Origin of the sequence: Microvirgula aerodenitrificans DSM 15089 (assembly GCF_000620105.1) — a bacterium.
GTDB lineage: Bacteria > Pseudomonadota > Gammaproteobacteria > Burkholderiales > Aquaspirillaceae > Microvirgula > Microvirgula aerodenitrificans.
This window is the reverse complement of sequence record NZ_JHVK01000010.1, coordinates 1-17,867: the sequence shown is the minus strand read 5'-3', so window position 1 is coordinate 17,867 and position 17,867 is coordinate 1. Positions and strand designations below refer to the sequence as shown.

Genomic DNA, 17,867 nt, shown 5'->3' with positions numbered 1-17,867 from the left:
GCAAGGCGCGGCGGTTTCTGGTCCCGGCATGGCGGATAGCGTTACAGCGTCAGCCCCAGCGCCTTCGCCACGCCGGCGCCATAGGCCGGGTCGGCTTTGGAGAAATGGGCGATCTGGCGGCGCTGGATCGCTTCCGGCACCTCGCGCATGTCGTCAGCGATATTGTCGAACAGCCGTTGCTGCTGGGCCGCATCGAGCAGCCGGAACAGCGCGCCCGGCTGCGAGTAGTAGTCCTCGTCGACGCGATGGTTCCAGTGGTCGGCCGCGCCTTCCAGCGTCAACGGCGGTTCGGCGAAGTCCGGCTGTTCCTGCCATTGGTCGAAGCTGTTCGGCTCATAGCTGACGCGCCTGTCGCCATTGTTGCCATCGACGCGCATCGCGCCGTCGCGGTGGTAGGTATGGAACGGACAGCGCGGCGCGTTGACCGGGATCTGCTGGTGATTGACGCCGAGCCGGTAGCGGTGGGCATCGCCATACGAGAACAGCCGGCCCTGCAGCATCTTGTCCGGCGAGAAGCCGATGCCCGGCACGACATTGCCCGGGTTGAATGCCGACTGCTCGACTTCGGCGAAGTAGTTGTCCGGGTTGCGGTTCAGTTCGAACTCGCCGACCTCGATCAGCGGGTAGTCGCCATGCGGCCAGACCTTGGTCAGGTCGAACGGATTGATCCGGTACGAGCCCGCTTCCTGCTCCGGCATGATCTGCACGAACAGTTTCCAGCGCGGAAAGTCGCCGCGTTCGATCGCGTCGTACAGGTCGCGCTGCGAGCTTTCACGGTCGCGGGCAATGATCGCCTCGGCCTCGGCGCTGCCCAGACAGGCGATACCCTGCTGGGTCTTGAAGTGGAACTTGACCCAGAAGCGCTCGTTCTGCGCGTTGATGAAGCTGAAGGTATGGCTGCCGAAGCCATGCATGTGCCGGTACGAACGCGGCAGGCCGCGGTCGCTGAAGTCGATCGTCAGCTGGTGCAGCGATTCCGGCAGCAGCGAGAAGAAATCCCACTTGAAAGTCGCATTGCGCAGATTGGTGCGCGGGTCGCGCTTGACCACATGATTGAGGTCGGGGAACTTCAGCGGATCGCGCAGGTAGAACACCGGGGTGTTGTTGCCGACCAGGTCCCAGTTGCCTTCCTCTGTGTAGAACTTCATCGCGAAACCGCGAATGTCGCGCTCGGCATCCGCCGCACCGCGCTCGCCGGCCACGGTCGAGAAACGCACGAACAGGTCGGTCTGCTTGCCGACCTGCGAGAACAGCCTGGCCCGGGTATAGCGGCTGATGTCATGGGTGACGGTAAAGGTGCCGTAGGCAGCCGACCCCTTGGCGTGCATGCGTCGCTCGGGGATGACTTCACGATCGAAATGGGCCAGTTTTTCCAGGAACCAGACATCCTGCAGCAACATCGGTCCTCGCGGACCGGCAGTCATCACATTGTTGTTGTCAGCCACCGGTGCGCCGGCACCGGTTGTCAGGGGTAGTCGTGCCATCAGAGGATCTCCTGGCCGTCTTGGCAACGGCCTCAGATTGCAACATGGGCAGACCGCTGGCGGAACAGCAGCCTGTCCGGCGAAAGCCGTGCACGTCGTCCGGGGCTGCGGGAAGGACGGTCGGGCGACGGAGATCTGCAGTGTCGACCGCCACCGGCGATTAATCCAATTTAATGTTTCTACTTTTCCGATGTGGACAGACTATGCCGTCATTCTGCGTTACATCGCTGATTCTATTGGTTTTAAAACGCGCATGATGGCTGCTTATTTTTCCGGCAGCGGTATCCATTCGCTCTCGCCCGGCACCGGTTCGAAGCGGTCCGCCTTCCAGTCGGCCTTCGCCTGTTCGATGCGCGCCCTGGAGCTGGACACGAAGTTCCACCACATATAGCGCGGCCCGTCGAGCGGATCGCCGCCGACCAGCATCAGCCGCGCGGCCGTGTCGGCCCGGACCGGCACGTCGGTGCCGGGTTCCAGCACCACCAGCGTGCCGGCCTCGACCCGTTCGCCGCCGACCGTCGCACAGCCGGAGACCACGTAGACGGCACGTTCCGGGTGCCCGGCCGGCAGCGTGAACGTCGCGTCGGCCTCAAGCTCGGCCGCCACGAACAGCGTGCGGTCATAGGTCCTGACCGGCGATGTCAGCCCGAACGCATCGCCGACCAGCACCCGCAGTGCCACGCCGGGCAAAGTCAGCGTCGGCAACGTCCCGGCCGGGTGATGCCAGAAGCCCGGCGCATCGTCCTCATGCGCCTGCGGCAGGGCGACCCACATCTGAATGCCTTCTACCGCTTCGCCCCGGGCGCGGACATCGGCCGGGATGCGCTCCGAATGCACCACGCCGCGACCGGCGGTCATCCAGTTGATCGCGCCCGGTTCGATGCGCTGCAGCGTGCCAAGACTGTCGCGATGCATGAAGGCGCCGGAGAACAGATAGGTGACCGTGGCCAGACCGATATGCGGGTGCGGCCGCACATCGCCCTCAGTGCCGGTGCGGGCGAACCCGGCCGGGCCCATATGGTCGAGAAACACGAACGGGCCGACCGAACGGGCCTCGAAGGCCGGCAACAGGCGGCGCACCGGAAAACCGATGTCGCGGATCCTGGAAGCAATGCGCGAGCGGATCTGGGTCATGCTGGACTCCTGCGGGATAACGCGTTGAAAGGATCAGAAACGGCCGTTGCGGAAATCGTCGATGGCCTGTTCGACCTCGCCACGGCTGTTCATCACGAACGGGCCCCACTGCGCGATCGGTTCGCCCAGTGGCCGGCCGGCCAGCACCAGCACGCGGGCGCCACTGACCGTCGACAGCGTCACGCCATCGGCGGCGGGGTCATTGCCGAGCACGGCCAGCCGCTGTTCGCCGACGGTTCGCCCGCCAATCGTCGCTTCACCGGCGTACACATACACGAAGGCATTGTGCGACGGCGGCAGCGGCAGCGAATGGGTCGCGCCGGCCGGCAGTTCGAGGTCGAGATACAGCGGCTCGGTATCGGCCTCCTGCACCGCGCCACGCAGGCCATCGGCCTCGCCGGCAATGACCTTGATCGTCACGCCGCCGGCCGTTGTCGTCTGCGGGATCGCCGACGCCGGGATATCACGGTAGCCCGGCTCGCTCATCTTGCGGGCCGCCGGCAGGTTGATCCACAGCTGGAAGCCGTGCATCAGCCCGTCCGCCTGCTCCGGCAGTTCCGAGTGCACCAGTCCGCGGCCGGCATTCATCCACTGCACGCCGCCCGGGCCGAGCAGGCCTTCGTTGCCGTGGCTGTCGCGATGGCGCATGCGGCCATCGAGCATATAGGTCACGGTCTGAAAACCGCGGTGCGGGTGGTCGGGAAAGCCGGCGATATAGTCGTCCGGGTTGTCGGAGCGGAATTCGTCCAGCATCAGGAACGGGTCGAGCCGGCGCTGCAGTTCCTGGGTCAGCACCCGCAGCAGCCGCACCCCGGCACCGTCGGAGGTCGGCATGCCGGCCTGCAGGCGTTCCACTTCGCGGCTGCGGTTGACGACAGCATTCATGATTCGGCTCCTTTGATCGACCGAGGCAATATTTACCGGCCCCGTTCCGGTGAAAACCCATAACAACGGAAGGTTGACCATTGAATGGTAGCCATCTGGCCGTCACGGAAATAGCGAAATAATCCGCGCCATTGATTCAGTATTTCTGAACATGATTTACCCATTGAGTACACGCATGGCCGTCATGTACACCCGCCATGCTTTCTTGATAGCCGATATCGGCACACCGGGGCGGGGACAGGTCTGATTCTTGCCTTTCCTTTTCCCCGTCACCCCGTCTACCATACGCATAAGTATTTACTGATATATATCCCGTGCATTCCGTCTTCCGCCGCGTCCAGTGCCTGCTGTCGCCCTATTCGATCCACCAGCACTATCCGGCCCTGCACGCTTTGCGGGTCGCGCTCGGCTATCTGGTCACCGTCGCCCTGTCGGTCGTGTTCAAGGTGCCGGACGGCGCCTGGATGTCGGTCACCCTGCTGATTGTCATGGGCTCGCTGCCACATCTAGGCAGCGTGTACCAGAAGGCGCGCCAGCGCGGCATCGGTACCGTTGGCGGCGCCCTGGCCGGCATCGTTGCCATTTATCTGTACGGCCGTTCGCCGCTGGCCTGCTATCTGTGGATGGGTGCCTGCGCGGCCGCCAGCGGCTACCTGGCCATCGGCAAGCTCGGCTATATCGCGCTGATTGCGGGGGTCACGCTGACCATCGTCGCCGGGCATGGCGACAACTCGTTCGAGACCGCGCTGTGGCGCGCGCTGAACGTGCAGCTTGGCGGCATGATTGCGCTGATGTTCGCCCGTCTGCTGCCGCAGCGGGCGGTCAATCACTGGAAATACCTGCTGGCCGACAATCTGCGCGACTGCGCGGCACTCTACGGCCGGGTCGCCGTGCTGGACCTGCCGGACGAGGCCACGGTGCAGGAAACCTTCGACCGGCTCAACAAGCGGCTGATCGCCCAGCGCGGGCTGATGAGTGCCGTGGCCGGCGAAGTGTCACTGACGGTTGCCGAGCTGGACCGCATCCAGCGCACCCAGCGCAATATGCTCGGCCTGCTGGAACTGATGGTCGAGGTCTGCCGCAACCCGAGCCGCCATGCCGAGTTCGCGTCGATGCGCAAGCAGGTGGAACATAACCAGCGCCGGGCCCAGGCGCTGATGCGCACCACGGCCCATGCACTGAAATTCGACCGGCTCGACCGGCTGACGCGCATCGGCTACGCGCCGCAGGCCGAGGTCACCGCGCTGCCGGCCGGCGCCAGCGACGCCGGTTTCGAGGCGGTCGGCTATGTGTGGCTGAACATCAAGCTGCTGCGCCAGGTCGAGCGCATCAATGCCGCGCTGCTCGAAACCGCCTCGGCCTGGTACCGGCCGCCGGTCCGGGCCTGACCGGCCCGGGACAGCAGCAGGTGCTAGAGCGACGCCAGCGGATGCACCTGCCACGGCGGCACAAAGAAGCCGTCGATCCAGTCCGCATCCAGGCCGGCGAGATCGGCCGGTTTCCAGCGCGGTGCATTGTCCTTGTCGATCAGCCGCGCCCGCACTCCTTCGACGAACTCGCCGCGCAGGCAGCACTGCACCGCAAGGATCAGTTCCAGCCGGAACACATCGGCCAGGCCCAGATGCCGGGCGCGCCGGCGGATCTCCCACACCAGCCCGGCCGTGGTCGGGCAGCCGGCGGCAAAGGTACGCACCGCATCCCGGATCCACGGGTCGATGTCATCGGAAGCCGTCCGGAAGCGGGCCGCCACATCACTCAGGCTGTCGGCATCGGTCAGTTCCTGGATGCGGTCATAATGGGCGTGGACCCGACCGGCCGGCATGGCCTCGGCGGCGAGGGCAGCCCGCTCGCGCAGCAAGGCCGACAGCCGGGCGCCATCCTGCCCGGTCTCGCCGCTCCAGTCCGTCGACAGCAGGGCATCGCTCAGCGCCGGCAGCTCGGTCGAACGCAGGGCAAAATCGGCCAGGCCGACGAACTGCGCGTCGGCGGCATTCAGCGGCGCCCCGGTCAGGCCGAGGAACAGCCCGATGCGGCCAGGCATGCGGTTCAGGAACCAGCTGCCGCCGACATCCGGGAACAGGCCGATACTGATTTCCGGCATGGCGATGCGCGAGGTTTCCGTTACGACGCGATGGCTGGCGCCGGCCATCAGCCCCAGACCGCCGCCCATGACGATGCCGCTGCCCCAGACCAGAATCGGTTTTGGATAGCCGTGTATTGCATAGTCGAGTGCGTACTCGTCATGAAAATAGGTCGTCGCAAACGGACCGGCCGACGCCGGGTCGCGGGACAGGGCCTGCGCCAGCGCACGCACGTCACCGCCAGCGCAGAACGCGCGCTCGCCGCTGCCGGTCAGCAGCACCAGCACCACCGCAGGATCGTCGCGCCAGCGCGTCAGCTGCGCGTGCAGCAGCCGGATCATGTCCAGCGTCAGCGCATTCAGCGTGCGTTCGCTGTTCAGCGTCGCCTGGGCGATCACCCGGCCGTTGGCCGCGCGGTGTTCATGGAAAATCACGCAGGAATCAGGATCGGTTTTTGTGGTCATGGTTTCTCCTTCAGTCAGCGGTTTTTCCATACCGGATCGCGTTTGTCCAGAAACGCGCGAACGCCTTCGCGCTGATCCTCGGTCGAGAACAGATGGATGAACAGCTCGCGCTCCAGCGGCAGATTGGTTTCCGGCGGCGCGGTTCGCGCCGCCTGCAGCAGGGTCTTGCAGGCGGCGACGCTGGACGGGCTCTGGCGTTCGACCCGCCCGGCCATCTCCAGCGCCGTGCCCAGCGCCTGCCCGGTCGGCACCACCGCCTCGACCAGACCGATGCGCTCGGCCTGTGCCGCATCGACCCGCTCGCCGAGCAGCACCATGCGCTTGGCCCAGCCCTCGCCGACCAGATGCGGCAGCAACTGGGTGCCGCCAGCGCACGGCAGCAGGCCGACGCTGGCTTCCGGCAGTGCCATGACCGCCTGGCTTTCGGCCACGCGCAGGTCACAGGCCAGCGCGACCTCCAGCCCGCCGCCCATGGCGTAGCCGTTGATGGCGGCGATGCTGACACCACGGAAATGCGCGAGGGCGGTGAAGGCGCGGCCAAAGCGCAGCGCCATGTCGGCGGCGGTGCCAAGGTCGCCGTCGGCGAACAGCTTCAGGTCGGCACCGGCGGAAAAGAACCGCTCTCCGTCGCCGGTCAGCACCAGCGCGCGGACGTCGGGATCGGCATTCAGGTCGGCCACCAGCGTTTCCAGCGCCGCCAGACTGTCACGGGTCCAGGTATTGGCCGGCGGATTGCTCATGCGGACGATGGCGACATGGCCGCGTTTTTCCAGCTGCAGATGGGTGTAATTCATCAACGGATCTCCCCGGTCGGATCATTGAGCAGCGCGCGCGACACGATCACGCGCATGACTTCGTTGCTGCCTTCGAGAATGCGGTGCACACGCAGGTCACGCACATGGCGCTCCAGCGGGAACTCGCGCAGATAACCATAGCCGCCATGCAGCTGCAGCGCCTCGTCGGCCACCTGGAAGCAGGCATCTGTCGCGTAGCGTTTGGCCATGGCGCAATACACGCCGGCATCCGCCGCCGCGCTGTCCAGTTTCCACGCCGCCAGCCGCACCATCTGCCGCGCGGCCACCAGTCCGGTCTGCATGTCGGCCAGTTTGAACTGCAGCGCCTGGAAGGTGGCCAGCGGCTGGCCGAACTGCCGCCGCGCCTGCACATACTCGCGCGCCCGGTCCAGCGCGGCCTGGGCAGTGCCGACCGAGCAGGTGGCGATATTGACCCGGCCGCCATCCAGCCCCTTCATGGCAAAGCGGAAGCCCTCGCCTTCGTCGCCGAGCCGGTACTCAAGCGGGATGTCGACCGCGTCGAAGGTCACGGCACGGGTCGGCTGGCTGTTCCAGCCCATCTTGTGCTCCAGCTTGCCGTAGCCGATGCCCGGGCTGTCGGCCGGCACCAGGAACGCCGAAACGCCGCGCGCGCCGGCGCCGCCGGTGCGGGCCATCACCACCAGCACATCGGTGCTGCCGGCGCCGGAAATGAACATCTTGCTGCCGCTGAGCCGATAGCCGTCCGCCGTGCGTTCGGCACGGGTCGTCAGCGAGGCCGCATCGGAACCCGCATTCGGCTCGGTCAGGCAGTAGCTGCCGAGCAGCTCGCCACTGGTCATGCGCGGCGCCCAGCGCGCGGCGACTTCGGGGCGGGCAAAACTGGCGATCATCCAGCTCACCATGTTGTGGATGGTCAGGTAGGCGGCCGTCGACGTGCAGCCCCATGCCAGTTCCTCGAACACGATCGCCGCGTCCAGCCGGCCGGCGCCGAGGCCACCGTATTCGACCGGCGTGTACAGACCGCAGAAGCCGAGTTCGCCGGCCTTGCGGATCACGTCGAGCGGGAAATGTGCGTCGGCATCCCAGCGTGCGGCATGCGGGGCCAGTTCGGCACGGGCAAAGTCACGGGCTGCAGCCTGGAACGCGCGCTGCTCATCGCTCAGGGCAAAATCCATCTGTCTCTCCTTGGTGCGGGCGTCTTTGGCGCGCCCTTGCGGTCAGGACCGGCTCAGGACCGGTCGGTGTAGTCGTAGAAACCGCGACCGCTCTTGCGGCCGAGGCGGCCGGCGGCGACATAGCGCGCCAGCAGCGGGCAGACCCGGTATTTGCTGTCGCGGAATTCGCTGTACAGCACATCGAGAATCGCCACGCAGGTATCCAGGCCGATCAGGTCGGCCAGCGCCAGCGGTCCCAGCGGATGACGCATGCCCAGCGTCATCACCGCATCGACCGCCGCCGGGTCGGCCACGCCGTCATGCACGCAGAACGCCGCCTCGTTGATCATCGGCATCAGCACCCGGTTGGAGACGAACCCCGGTGCATCGCCGACCGTCACCGGCGTCTTGCCGAGCCGGGTCGTCAGCGCCTCGATCGCCCGATGGGTCGCGTCATCGGTCTGCTCGGCGCGGATGATTTCCACCAGTGGCATCAGCGGCACCGGATTCATGAAATGCATGCCGATCACCCGCTGCGGTGAGGGCACCGCCGCCGCCAGCCGGGTCAGCGAAATCGACGAGGTATTGGAGGCGATGATGGCATCGGGCCCGACCGCCGCGGCCGCCTCGCCCAGCAGCCGCAGTTTCAGCGCCAGTTGTTCGCTGGCCGCCTCCACGACCAGCTCGCAGCCGGCCAGCGCCCCGGGACCGGACACCGTCGCCACCCGCGCCAGCACCGCGTCCGGCTCCAGACCGGCCTGACCGGCCGCCAGCTTGTCCAGCGAACGGCGCATCTGCGCCATCGCACGCGCCTGCTGCGCAGGATCGATATCGCACAGCCGTACCGCCAGTCCGGCCTGCGCACACACCTGGGCGATGCCGCCGCCCATCTGCCCGGCACCAATCACGCCAACCTGTCGAATTTCCATTGTTTGCTTCCCTCCGCTCGAGCGCACACACTAATATCCAGTTTACGTTAACGTCAACATGGCAGCAGAAACGTTGACCCGGTTTCCGTCCTGCCATGGACTGACGAGCCCGCCACCAGCCGACGCTTACGTTGCAGCACAGCATGGATGGCGTCATCGCGATAAAATGCCCCGATAGCCAGGAGCGCCTGAATGAGCGGCAACGATAAAACTTACACCATCAGCGAACTGGCACGGGAATTCGACGTCACCACCCGCACCATTCGCCATTACGAAGAACAGGGACTGATTGCGCCGGAACGACGCGGCCAGCACCGGATCTACTCGCGTCGCGACCGCATCCGTTTGCTGCTGACCCTGCGCGGAAAGCGCATCGGGCTGACCCTGAACGAAGTCCGCGAGCTGTTCGAGCTGTATGACGCCGCACGTGACGATGCACCGCAACTGCTCGAATTCATGCGCATTCTCGACCTGCGCGAGCAGCGCCTGATGCAGCAGATCGAGGATATCAACGTCGTCATGCGCGAAGTCCAGGGACTGAAGGCGCAGTGCGAACGCCTGCTGGAAAAAAAATCCGCTGATGCCGATTCGCCACAGCCGTGACGGATACGGGTGCCCGCGCGCGGCGCTGGCGCGCCTTTTTTCCCGCCGTTATATTACGTTAACGTAAAAGACAACAATGCAAAGGAGCAGCAAAATGCAGCAACAGGATCCTGTCGTCATCGTTTCCGCCGTCCGTACCCCGATCGGCGGCTTTCAGGGCCACCTGGCCCCGGTCGCTGCCCCGACCCTCGGTGCCGCCGCCCTGCGCGCGGCCATCACCCGTGCCGGCATCGGTGCCGATGACGTCGACGAGTTGCTGATGGGCTGCGTGCTGCCGGCCGGGCTCGGCCAGGCACCGGCCCGCCAGGCCGCGCTCGGCGCCGGGCTGTCCGAGCACACGCCGTGCACCACGGTGAACAAGATGTGCGGCTCCGGCATGAAAACCCTGATGCAGGCGCACGATGCCCTGCTCGCCGGCAGTGCCCGGGTCGTGGCCGCCGGCGGCATGGAAAGCATGTCCAATGCGCCGTATCTGCTGCCGAAAGCACGCACCGGCCTGCGCATGGGGCATGGCGAGGTCAAGGACCACATGTTCCTGGACGGGCTGGAAGACGTGTACGAGAAAGGCACGCTGATGGGAGTGTTCGCCGAACGCTGCGCCGCGCATTACGGCTTTACCCGCGAGCAGCAGGACACCTTTGCCATCCGCTCGCTGCTGCGGGCGCAGGAAGCCATCCGCGAAGGTGCCTTCCGCGACGAGATCGTGCCGGTCGACGTGCCGCAGCGCGGCGGCAACCAGGTAATCGACACCGACGAGCAGCCGCTGGCCGCCCGCCTCGACCGCATTCCGACGCTGAAACCGGCCTTTGCCGCGGACGGTACGGTCACGGCCGCCAATGCCAGCTCGATTTCCGATGGCGCCGCCGCGCTGGTGCTGATGCGTGAAAGCGAAGCCGCCCGTCGCGGGCTGAAGCCGATCGCCCGCATCGACGGCCACACCAGTTTCGCCCACGCACCGTCGTGGTTCACCACCGCCCCGGTCGGTGCGATGCGCGCGCTGTTCGAACGCACCGGCTGGCGTCAGGCCGATGTCGATCTGTACGAGATCAATGAAGCCTTTGCCGTGGTCACACTGGCGGCCATCACCGAGCTGGACCTGCCGGCCGACAAGGTCAACGTCAATGGCGGCGCCTGCGCACTCGGCCACCCGGTCGGCGCCTCCGGTGCCCGCATTGTCGTCACCCTGATCCATGCGCTGCGCCAGCGCGGACTGAAGCGCGGCATCGCCAGCCTGTGCATCGGCGGCGGCGAGGCCACGGCGATGGCCATTACCCTGCTGTAACGGCGGCCACCGCGGCGGCGTCCGCTGCCGGCGGCGACGGAATCTCCACGGAGTTTGTCGCCGTCTGCGCGCCGGACGGGCCAACCCGTTACAATTCCCCCCATGCTGACAGACAAAATCAGGGACCTCGCCGTGAACCCTCGCATCACTTTTGTTGAAGACGACGCCGAACTCGCCGAACTGATCGGCGACTACCTCAGAAGTTACGGATTCGACATCGCGGTCATCGACCGTGGCGACACTGCGCTGGAGGCCATTCTGGCCGACCCGCCGGACCTGGTGCTGCTCGACATCATGCTGCCGGGCAAGGACGGGCTGACGTTGTGTCGCGAGCTGCGGGTCGACTATCAGGGTCCGATCGTGATGCTGACTTCGCTGAACAGCGACATGAACCAGATTCTCGGCTTCGAGCTCGGTGCCAACGACTATGTGCTGAAGACCACGCCGCCTTCGGTGCTGCTGGCCCGCATCCGTGCCCACCTGCGCCAGTCGCACGCGGCGCCGGAACCGGGCCCGGCCGGCAAGAAGGCCGACAAGATTCTCGACTTCGGCACGCTGCAGATCGACCACATGAACCGCAGCGTGCGTTTCCTGAACGAACCGATCCCGCTGTCGACCGGCGACTTCGACCTGCTGTGGGAGCTGGCCAGCCATGCCGGCGAGGTGCTGACCCGCGACGACCTGCTGATGACGCTGCGCGGCGTGCGCTACGACGGTCTGGACCGTTCGATCGACGTGGCCATTTCGCGGCTGCGCAAGAAGCTTGGCGACGACACGGCCGATCCGCGCAAGATCAAGACCATCCGCCACAAGGGCTATCTGTTCGCCAACGACGTCTGGCGCTGAAGCCCCCGCCATGCGCAAGCTGTTCTTCCGCTTCTACATTACGGTTGTCGTCAGTTTCCTGATTTCGGTGCTGGTCATCGGCGCGATCTACAAGAACGAGGTGCGCGGCACGACCCAGCGCTACCTGATCGACATCTTCGAGACCTCGCTGTACCTGATCGAGCGCGAGCTGTCCGACTACCCGGAATCGGAGTGGGAGGATGCGCTGAACAATATCCGCAACCGCATCCCGCTACCGGTCGAGATCGAGGCGCTGGATGCCTACGTGCTGTCGCCGGAAAACCAGAAGGCGCTGCGTGAAGGCAGCATCATCCGGCTCGAGGACAGCAATCTGTTCCTGCAGCGCATCCCGCACAGCGAATACCTGGTGGCGATGGGACCGGTCAGCTACCTGCACTATGTCGGCACCCTGCAGTGGATCGACGTGTTCGCCATTCTCAGCCTGTGCCTGACACTCGGCGTGCCGACCTTCCTGTGGATCAGGCCGCTGTGGCGGCATGCGCGTGAGCTGACCCAGGTGTCGCGCCGTCTCGGCAGCGGCGACTTCGCCGCGCGCGCGGTGCTGCCGGACACCTCGGCGCTGGCCGATCTCGGCAATACCGTCAACGGCATGGCAAGCAATATCGAGGAGCTGATCGCCGGCCGCAAGGTGATGATCAATGCCGTATCGCACGACCTGCGCACGCCGATCGCCCGTCTGCGCTACCGGCTGGAAATGCTGCGGGGCGTCACCGCCGAGGCCACCGGCGCCGAGAAGGTCATCGAGCAGATCGGTCGCGACCTCGACAATCTGACCGACATGACCGAAGAACTGCTGCTGCTCGGCAATCTGGAACGGCCGGAGCTGGAGCTGAACACCCAGCCGATCGTCATCCGCCCGTGGCTGGACGAGATGCTGGCCGGCTTCGACTGGGGCGACACGCCGCCGACGCTGAGCTGCAACCTGCAGGACGACCAGGCGGTGCTCGGCGACCCGTACTACCTTGGCCGCGCCGTCGCCAACCTGATCGTCAACGCCCGCCGGCATGGCGGCGGCCAGGTCGCCATCAGCGCACTGTGGCGCGACCAGCAGATGACCATCCACGTCGATGACGACGGCCCCGGCATCCCGGCCGAAAGCCGCGACCAGGTACTGCAGCCGTTTACCCGCCTCGACGTGTCGCGCAGTCGCAAGACCGGCGGCTACGGGCTGGGCCTGGCCATCGTGCAGCGGATCATGCGCTGGCATCGCGGCGAAGTCCGGGTCGGCGATGCGCCGCTGGGCGGCGCCCGGCTGACGCTGGTCTGGCCGACACCGCTAACCCAATGATGTAAAAAGCGTTTATCTACACCGCGTTACAAACCAAAAAAATCACCTTCTGTACAGCGGATGACATAAAAAAAATAATGAACGCTCTGATCCTGCCGGCATGTCGCCGGCCGGCGGCCTTTGACGGGAGACGTTCATGAACAAACTGTGTGTCCTCCTGCTGGCGGCCTGCTGTAGCGCCGGTGCCGTCGCGCTGGCCGCCGCGTCTGCGCCGGACCCGTTCGTCCAGGTCGCCGACGTCAAGGTGGAAAAGAAAACCCTGAAGAAGCCCGGCTCGCGCAAGCCGGTCCCGTCGTCCTCCGCCATTCCGTACATGAGCAAGCGTCCCGACATCAAGGCCGACCACAGCGCGCAGAACCGCGTGGCCGGCCCGGTCGCCCACTCCAGCCCCAAGATCCTGCACTGATGTCCGTGCTGTTGCGCGTACTCGCGCTCTGCCTGGCCCTGCTGCCCATGGTCGCCGGTGCGGACAGCGCGGCGCAGCGGCGCCAGTTGCTGTTCGGCCACGACGACCGCGTGGCCGTCGACGACAACAGCGTCGCGCCGTACGCGGCCATCGGCAAACTGGAGATGCAGAGCGGCGCCCGCTGCTCGGCCACGCTGATTGCGCCGGACCTGGTCGCCACGGCCGCCCACTGTTTTGCGACCGAGCCCGGCCGCGTCGACCGGCCGGTCAGCTTTATGGCCGGCTACCGCGACGGCCGTGGCCAGGCCATCTACCGCGCCACCGGCATGCAGGTGCCACCGGGCTTTCGCCACGGCGTGCATCAGGTCGGCGAACGCCTGTTCATCCGCACCCGGGCAGCACCCTTCGATATTGCACTGGTCCGCGTCACCAGATTGCGCGGCCGCGCCGACATCGCCCCCATGCCGGCTTTCGACGGCGATCGTGACGCACTGCGCGATGCGCTGACCCGCCGTGACAACCGCGTCGAGCAGGCCGGCTATGCCTACGACCACCGCGAACAGCTGTACACCCACCGTGACTGCCGGGTCACCGCACTGAACGACGACAATACCCTGTCCCATCGCTGCGACACCCTGTCCGGCGACAGCGGCTCGCCCATCTGGCTCGAGACTGCCGACGGCCCGCGCCTGATCGCCGTGCAGAGCGCTGCACCGACGGCGGACCGCCGCGCCAGCGCCGACAATACCGCCGTCACCCTGCTGCAAATCATGCCCCACCCCTGATCCGGCAGCGGAAATCATCGCGGCAGCCACCCTGCAGCCCTACACTGTGCCCATGATGCTGATCGATACCCACTGCCATCTCGACGCGCCCGAATTCGACCGCGAGCGGGACGCGCTGGTCGACGCCGCGCGCGGGGCCGGCGTGACCGATATCGTGGTGCCGGCCGTCACGGTTGCCAACTTCGCCACCACCCGCGACATGCGCGACCGCTACGGCTGTCTGCCGGCGTTCGGTCTGCATCCGATCTACACCGATCAGCATCTGGACAGCGACCTGGAACAGCTGGACGAGTGGCTGACGCGCGAGAAACCGGTAGCGGTCGGCGAAATCGGCCTGGATTTCTATCTGGAGCAGATCGACCCGGCGCGACAGGAACGCCTGTTTGCCGAGCAATTGCGGCTGGCGAAAAAACACGACCTGCCGGTGCTGCTGCATGTGCGGCGCTCCGCCGACCGGGTATTGAAGTATCTGCGCCGCTTTGGCATCGAGCGCGGCATCGCCCACGCTTTCAACGGCAGTGAGGAGCAGGCACGCGCCTGTCTGCGTCAGGGACTGAAACTCGGCTTTGGCGGCGCGATGACCTATTCCGGTTCCCTGCGCATCCGCCGGCTGGCGGCCACGCTGCCACTCGACGCGCTGGTACTGGAAACCGATGCACCGGACATCCCGCCTGCCTGGGCCGCCCGCAGCGAACCAGCCGATGTCGCCCGCTACGCCAGCGAACTCGCCAGCCTGCGCCAGCTCGACAGCGAACAGGTGGCCGAGGCCACCAGCGCCAATGCGCGGGCAGCACTCGGCCTGCCGCTCATGCCTCGCGCCAGCTGAAAGACACAAAGCGCTCGCGCCAGTAGTCGAGCACTGCGGCACCGGGCCAGCGCGCCGGGTCGGACAGCGGCAGTCCGTCGGCCTGCCGGCCCAGTTGCAGGGCCACCTGCCGGATGCCGCGTGCCGCCAGCGTGTCGGCCAGCCGGTACAGATCTTCGGCATTCATGCAGCCCGGGTCGAGCGTGGTCCGGCACTCGAACGGGGTGCCGCTGGCCTGGACAATGTCCAGCGCACGCCACACCCGCGCTTCACTGCCCGGTACCCGGGTCACGGCGTCGATGCCGCCCGGCGCCGCCTTGACGTCCAGACCGATCCAGTCGGCCCGTTTCGCCACCCGCGCCAGCCGGTCCGGATAAATGCCGGCCGTATGCAGGCCAATGCCGAAACCCAGCGCCCGCATCTCGTCCATCCAGTCCGGCAGCTGCGGCGCCAGCGTCGGTTCGCCACCGGAGAACACCACACCATCAAGAAAACCGGCGCGTGGCGCCAGCCGCCGGCGCACCGTGTCCCAGTCCAGCGTACCGGCATCGCGCGACTGGATGCCGGCATTGTGGCAATAGCCGCAGCGCCACGGGCAACCGGCGACGAATACGGTCGCGACCAGCCGCCCGGGCCAGTCGCAAGTGGAAAACGGTTCGACACCGGCGACCGGCAGGCCGCCGGTCACCGCTGTCGCCTGCCGCTCAATGACGGGTACGGGATTCATCGAAGTGGACACGTTCTTCGAACTCGCCCTGCTTGCCGACATTGAACGCCGACACCGGGCGGAAATAGCCCATTACCCGGGTCCACACTTCGCAGCGGGTGCGCTCTTCCGGCGCCAGCGTGGAACGGGTCGATTGTTGGTCGTGCTGAGTCATGGATTTCTCTCCTCGGATGGAAGTGGACGGAATGGCGGCGTTCAGGCCGCACACCCGCATTGGCCCGCCGCGCGGCTGGCCAGCTTCTCGGCGTCGCACTTGGGGCAGTATTCGTGATGGCCGCTGAGGTAGCCGTGCACCGGGCAGACCGAGAAGGTCGGCGTGACCGTCAGGTACGGCAGGCGGAAGCGCTCCAGCGAACGCCGCACCAGCCGCTTGCATGCATCAGCCGAGCTGATCGCCTCGGTCATGTACAGGTGCAGGACCGTGCCGCCGGTATAGCGGCGCTGCAGCGGCTCCTGATGCGCCAGTGCCGCGAACGGATCGTCGGTATAACCGGCCGGCAACTGGCTGGAATTGGTGTAGTACGGCTTGTCGGCCGTGCCGGCCTGCAGGATGTCCGGGAAGCGCTTGCGGTCCTCGCGGGCAAAGCGGTAGGTCGTGCCTTCCGCCGGCGTGGCTTCGAGGTTGTACAGATGGCCGGTTTCTTCCTGGAAGCGGACCATGGCAGCACGAATATGGTCGAGCAGATCCACTGCCAGCTGCAGTCCGTCCTCGCTGGCGATATCCCAGGCGCCGCCGCTGAAGTTGCGCACCATCTCGTTGATGCCGTTCACCCCCACCGTCGAGAAGTGATTGCGCAGCGTGCCGAGGTAGCGACGCGAATACGGGTACAGCCCGGCATCCATCCAGCCCTGAACTTTCTCGCGCTTGATCTCCAGGCTGTCGCGCGCCAGTTCCAGCAGCCGGTCGGTGGCAGCGAACAGGGCATCGCGATCACCGGCGAAGCGATAACCGAGCCGGGCGCAGTTCAGCGTCACCACGCCGAGCGAACCGGTCTGCTCGGCGCTGCCGAACAGACCATTGCCGCGCTTCAGCAGTTCGCGCAGGTCGAGCTGCAGCCGGCAGCACATCGAACGCACCATCTGCGGTTCCAGATCCGAGTTCAGGAAGTTCTGGAAGTACGGCAGGCCATACTTGGCGGTCATCGCGAACAAGCGGTCGGCGTTGTCGCTATCCCAGTCGAAGTCCGGAGTGATGTTGTAGGTCGGAATCGGAAAAGTGAACGCGCGGCCATGCACGTCACCCTGCGACATCACATCGAGGAACACGCGATTGATGCGGTCCATTTCCGGCTGACAGTCGCCATAGCTGAAAGGCATTTCCTCGCCGGCGATGACCGGAATCTGCTCGCGCAGGTCCACTGGGCAGGTCCAGTCGAAGGTCAGGTTGGTAAACGGCGTCTGCGTGCCCCAGCGCGACGGCACATTGAGGTTGTAGACGAACTCCTGCATCGCCTGCTCGATGGCACGGTCGTCGAGCCCGTCGCGGCGAACGAACGGCGCCAGATAGGTGTCGACACTGGAGAACGCCTGCGCACCGGCCCATTCGTTCTGCAGCGTGCCAAGGAAGTTCACCATCTGACCGAGCGCCGACGACAGGTGCTTCGGCGCCCCTGCCTCGATCCGTCCCGGTACGCCGTTGAACCCTTCATGCAGCAACTGGCGCAACGACCACCCGGCGCAATAGCCGGCCAGCACGTCAAGATCGTGCAGGTGGAAGTCCGCGTCGCGGTGCGCCCGGGCAATCTCCGCCGTGTAGATGCCATCCAGCCAGTAGTTGGCAGTCAGCTTGCCGGCCGCGTTCAGGATCATGCCGCCGAGGCTGTAGCCCTGGTTCGCGTTGGCGGAGACGCGCCAGTCGGCGCGGCTGAGGTATTCGTCGAGCGTACTCAACGGATTGATAAGCGTCGTGTCAGTCATCACAACATCTAGTGTTTTAAGTCAGGTTTGCACTATATGTTGATTTTTTGTCCATGACACGGGTAAGACAGAAAGGCTTGATCGGGGTCAAAAGCCGCGCAAAGGAGGCTGACTCATCCCTGCGACGGTGGTACGGCGGGCGATTACCGGGCATGCCGGCCAGTACTTCCGGACCTGCTGCGACCACCACCATCGGTAGCGACTGACTCAGGTTACTGGCCTGCTGGTAGTGCCAGGCCGGTGGCAGTCCCGGCGCACTGGCCGATGGCAATCGGGCCGG

19 protein-coding genes are annotated in these 17,867 nt (G+C 65.9%); 8 read left to right on the top strand and 11 right to left on the bottom strand.

Features of this window, described 5'->3' with window-relative positions; all coding sequences use genetic code 11:
* Positions 1-41 precede the first annotated feature (41 nt).
* The 3 genes from katA to Q352_RS0109955 form a co-directional block, all read right to left on the bottom strand.
* The gene (gene katA, locus Q352_RS0109965; protein ID WP_028499216.1) at positions 42-1,484 is read right to left on the bottom strand and encodes a catalase KatA; all 1,443 of its coding nucleotides are present in this window, start codon (positions 1,482-1,484) and stop codon (positions 42-44) included.
* A gap of 264 nt (positions 1,485-1,748) precedes the next feature.
* Positions 1,749-2,618 (bottom strand): pirin family protein, encoded by an 870-nt coding sequence (locus Q352_RS0109960; RefSeq protein ID WP_028499215.1) that lies wholly within the window; start codon positions 2,616-2,618, stop codon positions 1,749-1,751.
* 33 nt (positions 2,619-2,651) lie between these two features.
* Positions 2,652-3,503 (bottom strand): pirin family protein, encoded by an 852-nt coding sequence (locus tag Q352_RS0109955; protein WP_028499214.1) that lies wholly within the window; start codon positions 3,501-3,503, stop codon positions 2,652-2,654.
* Positions 3,504-3,817: 314 nt separating this feature from the next.
* Here Q352_RS0109955 and Q352_RS0109950 point away from each other — a divergent pair, with 314 nt between their 5' ends.
* Positions 3,818-4,891, top strand: a complete 1,074-nt coding sequence (locus Q352_RS0109950; RefSeq protein ID WP_051528845.1) for an FUSC family protein — start codon at positions 3,818-3,820, stop codon at positions 4,889-4,891.
* A 23-nt stretch (positions 4,892-4,914) separates the two neighbouring features.
* Here Q352_RS0109950 and Q352_RS0109945 read toward each other — a convergent pair whose 3' ends face one another.
* From Q352_RS0109945 to Q352_RS0109930, 4 genes are read right to left on the bottom strand one after another with little or no spacing between them, the layout of a single operon-like run.
* Positions 4,915-6,048 (bottom strand): enoyl-CoA hydratase/isomerase family protein, encoded by a 1,134-nt coding sequence (locus tag Q352_RS0109945; protein ID WP_028499212.1) that lies wholly within the window; start codon positions 6,046-6,048, stop codon positions 4,915-4,917.
* A 14-nt stretch (positions 6,049-6,062) separates the two neighbouring features.
* Complete coding sequence (locus Q352_RS0109940) at positions 6,063-6,842, bottom strand: enoyl-CoA hydratase (protein WP_036385950.1); 780 nt, start codon at positions 6,840-6,842, stop codon at positions 6,063-6,065.
* Complete coding sequence (locus Q352_RS0109935; RefSeq protein WP_028499210.1) at positions 6,842-7,999, bottom strand: acyl-CoA dehydrogenase family protein; 1,158 nt, start codon at positions 7,997-7,999, stop codon at positions 6,842-6,844. The genes Q352_RS0109940 and Q352_RS0109935 overlap by 1 nt, the downstream gene beginning before the upstream one ends.
* A gap of 53 nt (positions 8,000-8,052) precedes the next feature.
* Positions 8,053-8,907, bottom strand: a complete 855-nt coding sequence (locus Q352_RS0109930) for a 3-hydroxyacyl-CoA dehydrogenase family protein (protein ID WP_028499209.1) — start codon at positions 8,905-8,907, stop codon at positions 8,053-8,055.
* Between the two features lie 192 nt (positions 8,908-9,099).
* Between Q352_RS0109930 and Q352_RS0109925 the strand changes: the two genes are divergently transcribed.
* From Q352_RS0109925 to Q352_RS0109895, 7 genes are all read left to right on the top strand, one after another.
* On the top strand, positions 9,100-9,510 hold the full coding sequence (locus Q352_RS0109925) for a MerR family transcriptional regulator (protein WP_028499208.1): 411 nt from the start codon (positions 9,100-9,102) through the stop codon (positions 9,508-9,510).
* 94 nt (positions 9,511-9,604) lie between these two features.
* Positions 9,605-10,792 (top strand): acetyl-CoA C-acyltransferase, encoded by a 1,188-nt coding sequence (locus Q352_RS0109920; RefSeq protein ID WP_028499207.1) that lies wholly within the window; start codon positions 9,605-9,607, stop codon positions 10,790-10,792.
* A gap of 132 nt (positions 10,793-10,924) precedes the next feature.
* Positions 10,925-11,638 (top strand): two-component system response regulator RstA, encoded by a 714-nt coding sequence (rstA, locus tag Q352_RS0109915; RefSeq protein WP_028499206.1) that lies wholly within the window; start codon positions 10,925-10,927, stop codon positions 11,636-11,638.
* A 10-nt stretch (positions 11,639-11,648) separates the two neighbouring features.
* Positions 11,649-12,947: a two-component system sensor histidine kinase RstB gene (rstB, locus tag Q352_RS0109910; protein WP_028499205.1), complete on the top strand. Its 1,299-nt coding sequence runs from the start codon at positions 11,649-11,651 to the stop codon at positions 12,945-12,947.
* A gap of 136 nt (positions 12,948-13,083) precedes the next feature.
* On the top strand, positions 13,084-13,353 hold the full coding sequence (locus Q352_RS0109905; RefSeq protein WP_028499204.1) for a hypothetical protein: 270 nt from the start codon (positions 13,084-13,086) through the stop codon (positions 13,351-13,353).
* Positions 13,353-14,138 carry a trypsin-like serine peptidase gene (locus tag Q352_RS0109900; protein ID WP_028499203.1) on the top strand — a complete coding sequence of 262 codons (786 nt, stop codon included), beginning with the start codon at positions 13,353-13,355 and terminating at the stop codon, positions 14,136-14,138. Before Q352_RS0109905 ends, Q352_RS0109900 begins: the two co-directional genes overlap by 1 nt.
* A gap of 52 nt (positions 14,139-14,190) precedes the next feature.
* Positions 14,191-14,964, top strand: a complete 774-nt coding sequence (locus Q352_RS0109895; protein ID WP_084300065.1) for a TatD family hydrolase — start codon at positions 14,191-14,193, stop codon at positions 14,962-14,964.
* Here the strand turns inward: Q352_RS0109895 and Q352_RS0109890 are convergent.
* The 4 genes from Q352_RS0109890 to Q352_RS23885 all read right to left on the bottom strand — a co-directional run.
* Entirely contained in the window at positions 14,945-15,670 is a 726-nt protein-coding gene (locus tag Q352_RS0109890) for an anaerobic ribonucleoside-triphosphate reductase activating protein (RefSeq protein WP_051528843.1), read from the bottom strand. The two genes, Q352_RS0109895 and Q352_RS0109890, sit on opposite strands and share 20 nt — an antisense overlap.
* Entirely contained in the window at positions 15,648-15,824 is a 177-nt protein-coding gene (gene nrdD / locus Q352_RS24280; protein WP_107890306.1) for an anaerobic ribonucleoside-triphosphate reductase, read from the bottom strand. The genes Q352_RS0109890 and nrdD overlap by 23 nt, the downstream gene beginning before the upstream one ends.
* Positions 15,825-15,865: 41 nt before the next feature.
* The gene (locus Q352_RS0109880) at positions 15,866-17,587 is read right to left on the bottom strand and encodes a ribonucleoside triphosphate reductase (RefSeq protein ID WP_036385947.1); all 1,722 of its coding nucleotides are present in this window, start codon (positions 17,585-17,587) and stop codon (positions 15,866-15,868) included.
* A 16-nt stretch (positions 17,588-17,603) separates the two neighbouring features.
* Positions 17,604-17,867: hypothetical protein (locus tag Q352_RS23885; RefSeq protein ID WP_211249616.1), on the bottom strand; the 264-nt coding region annotated here is incomplete at its 5' end.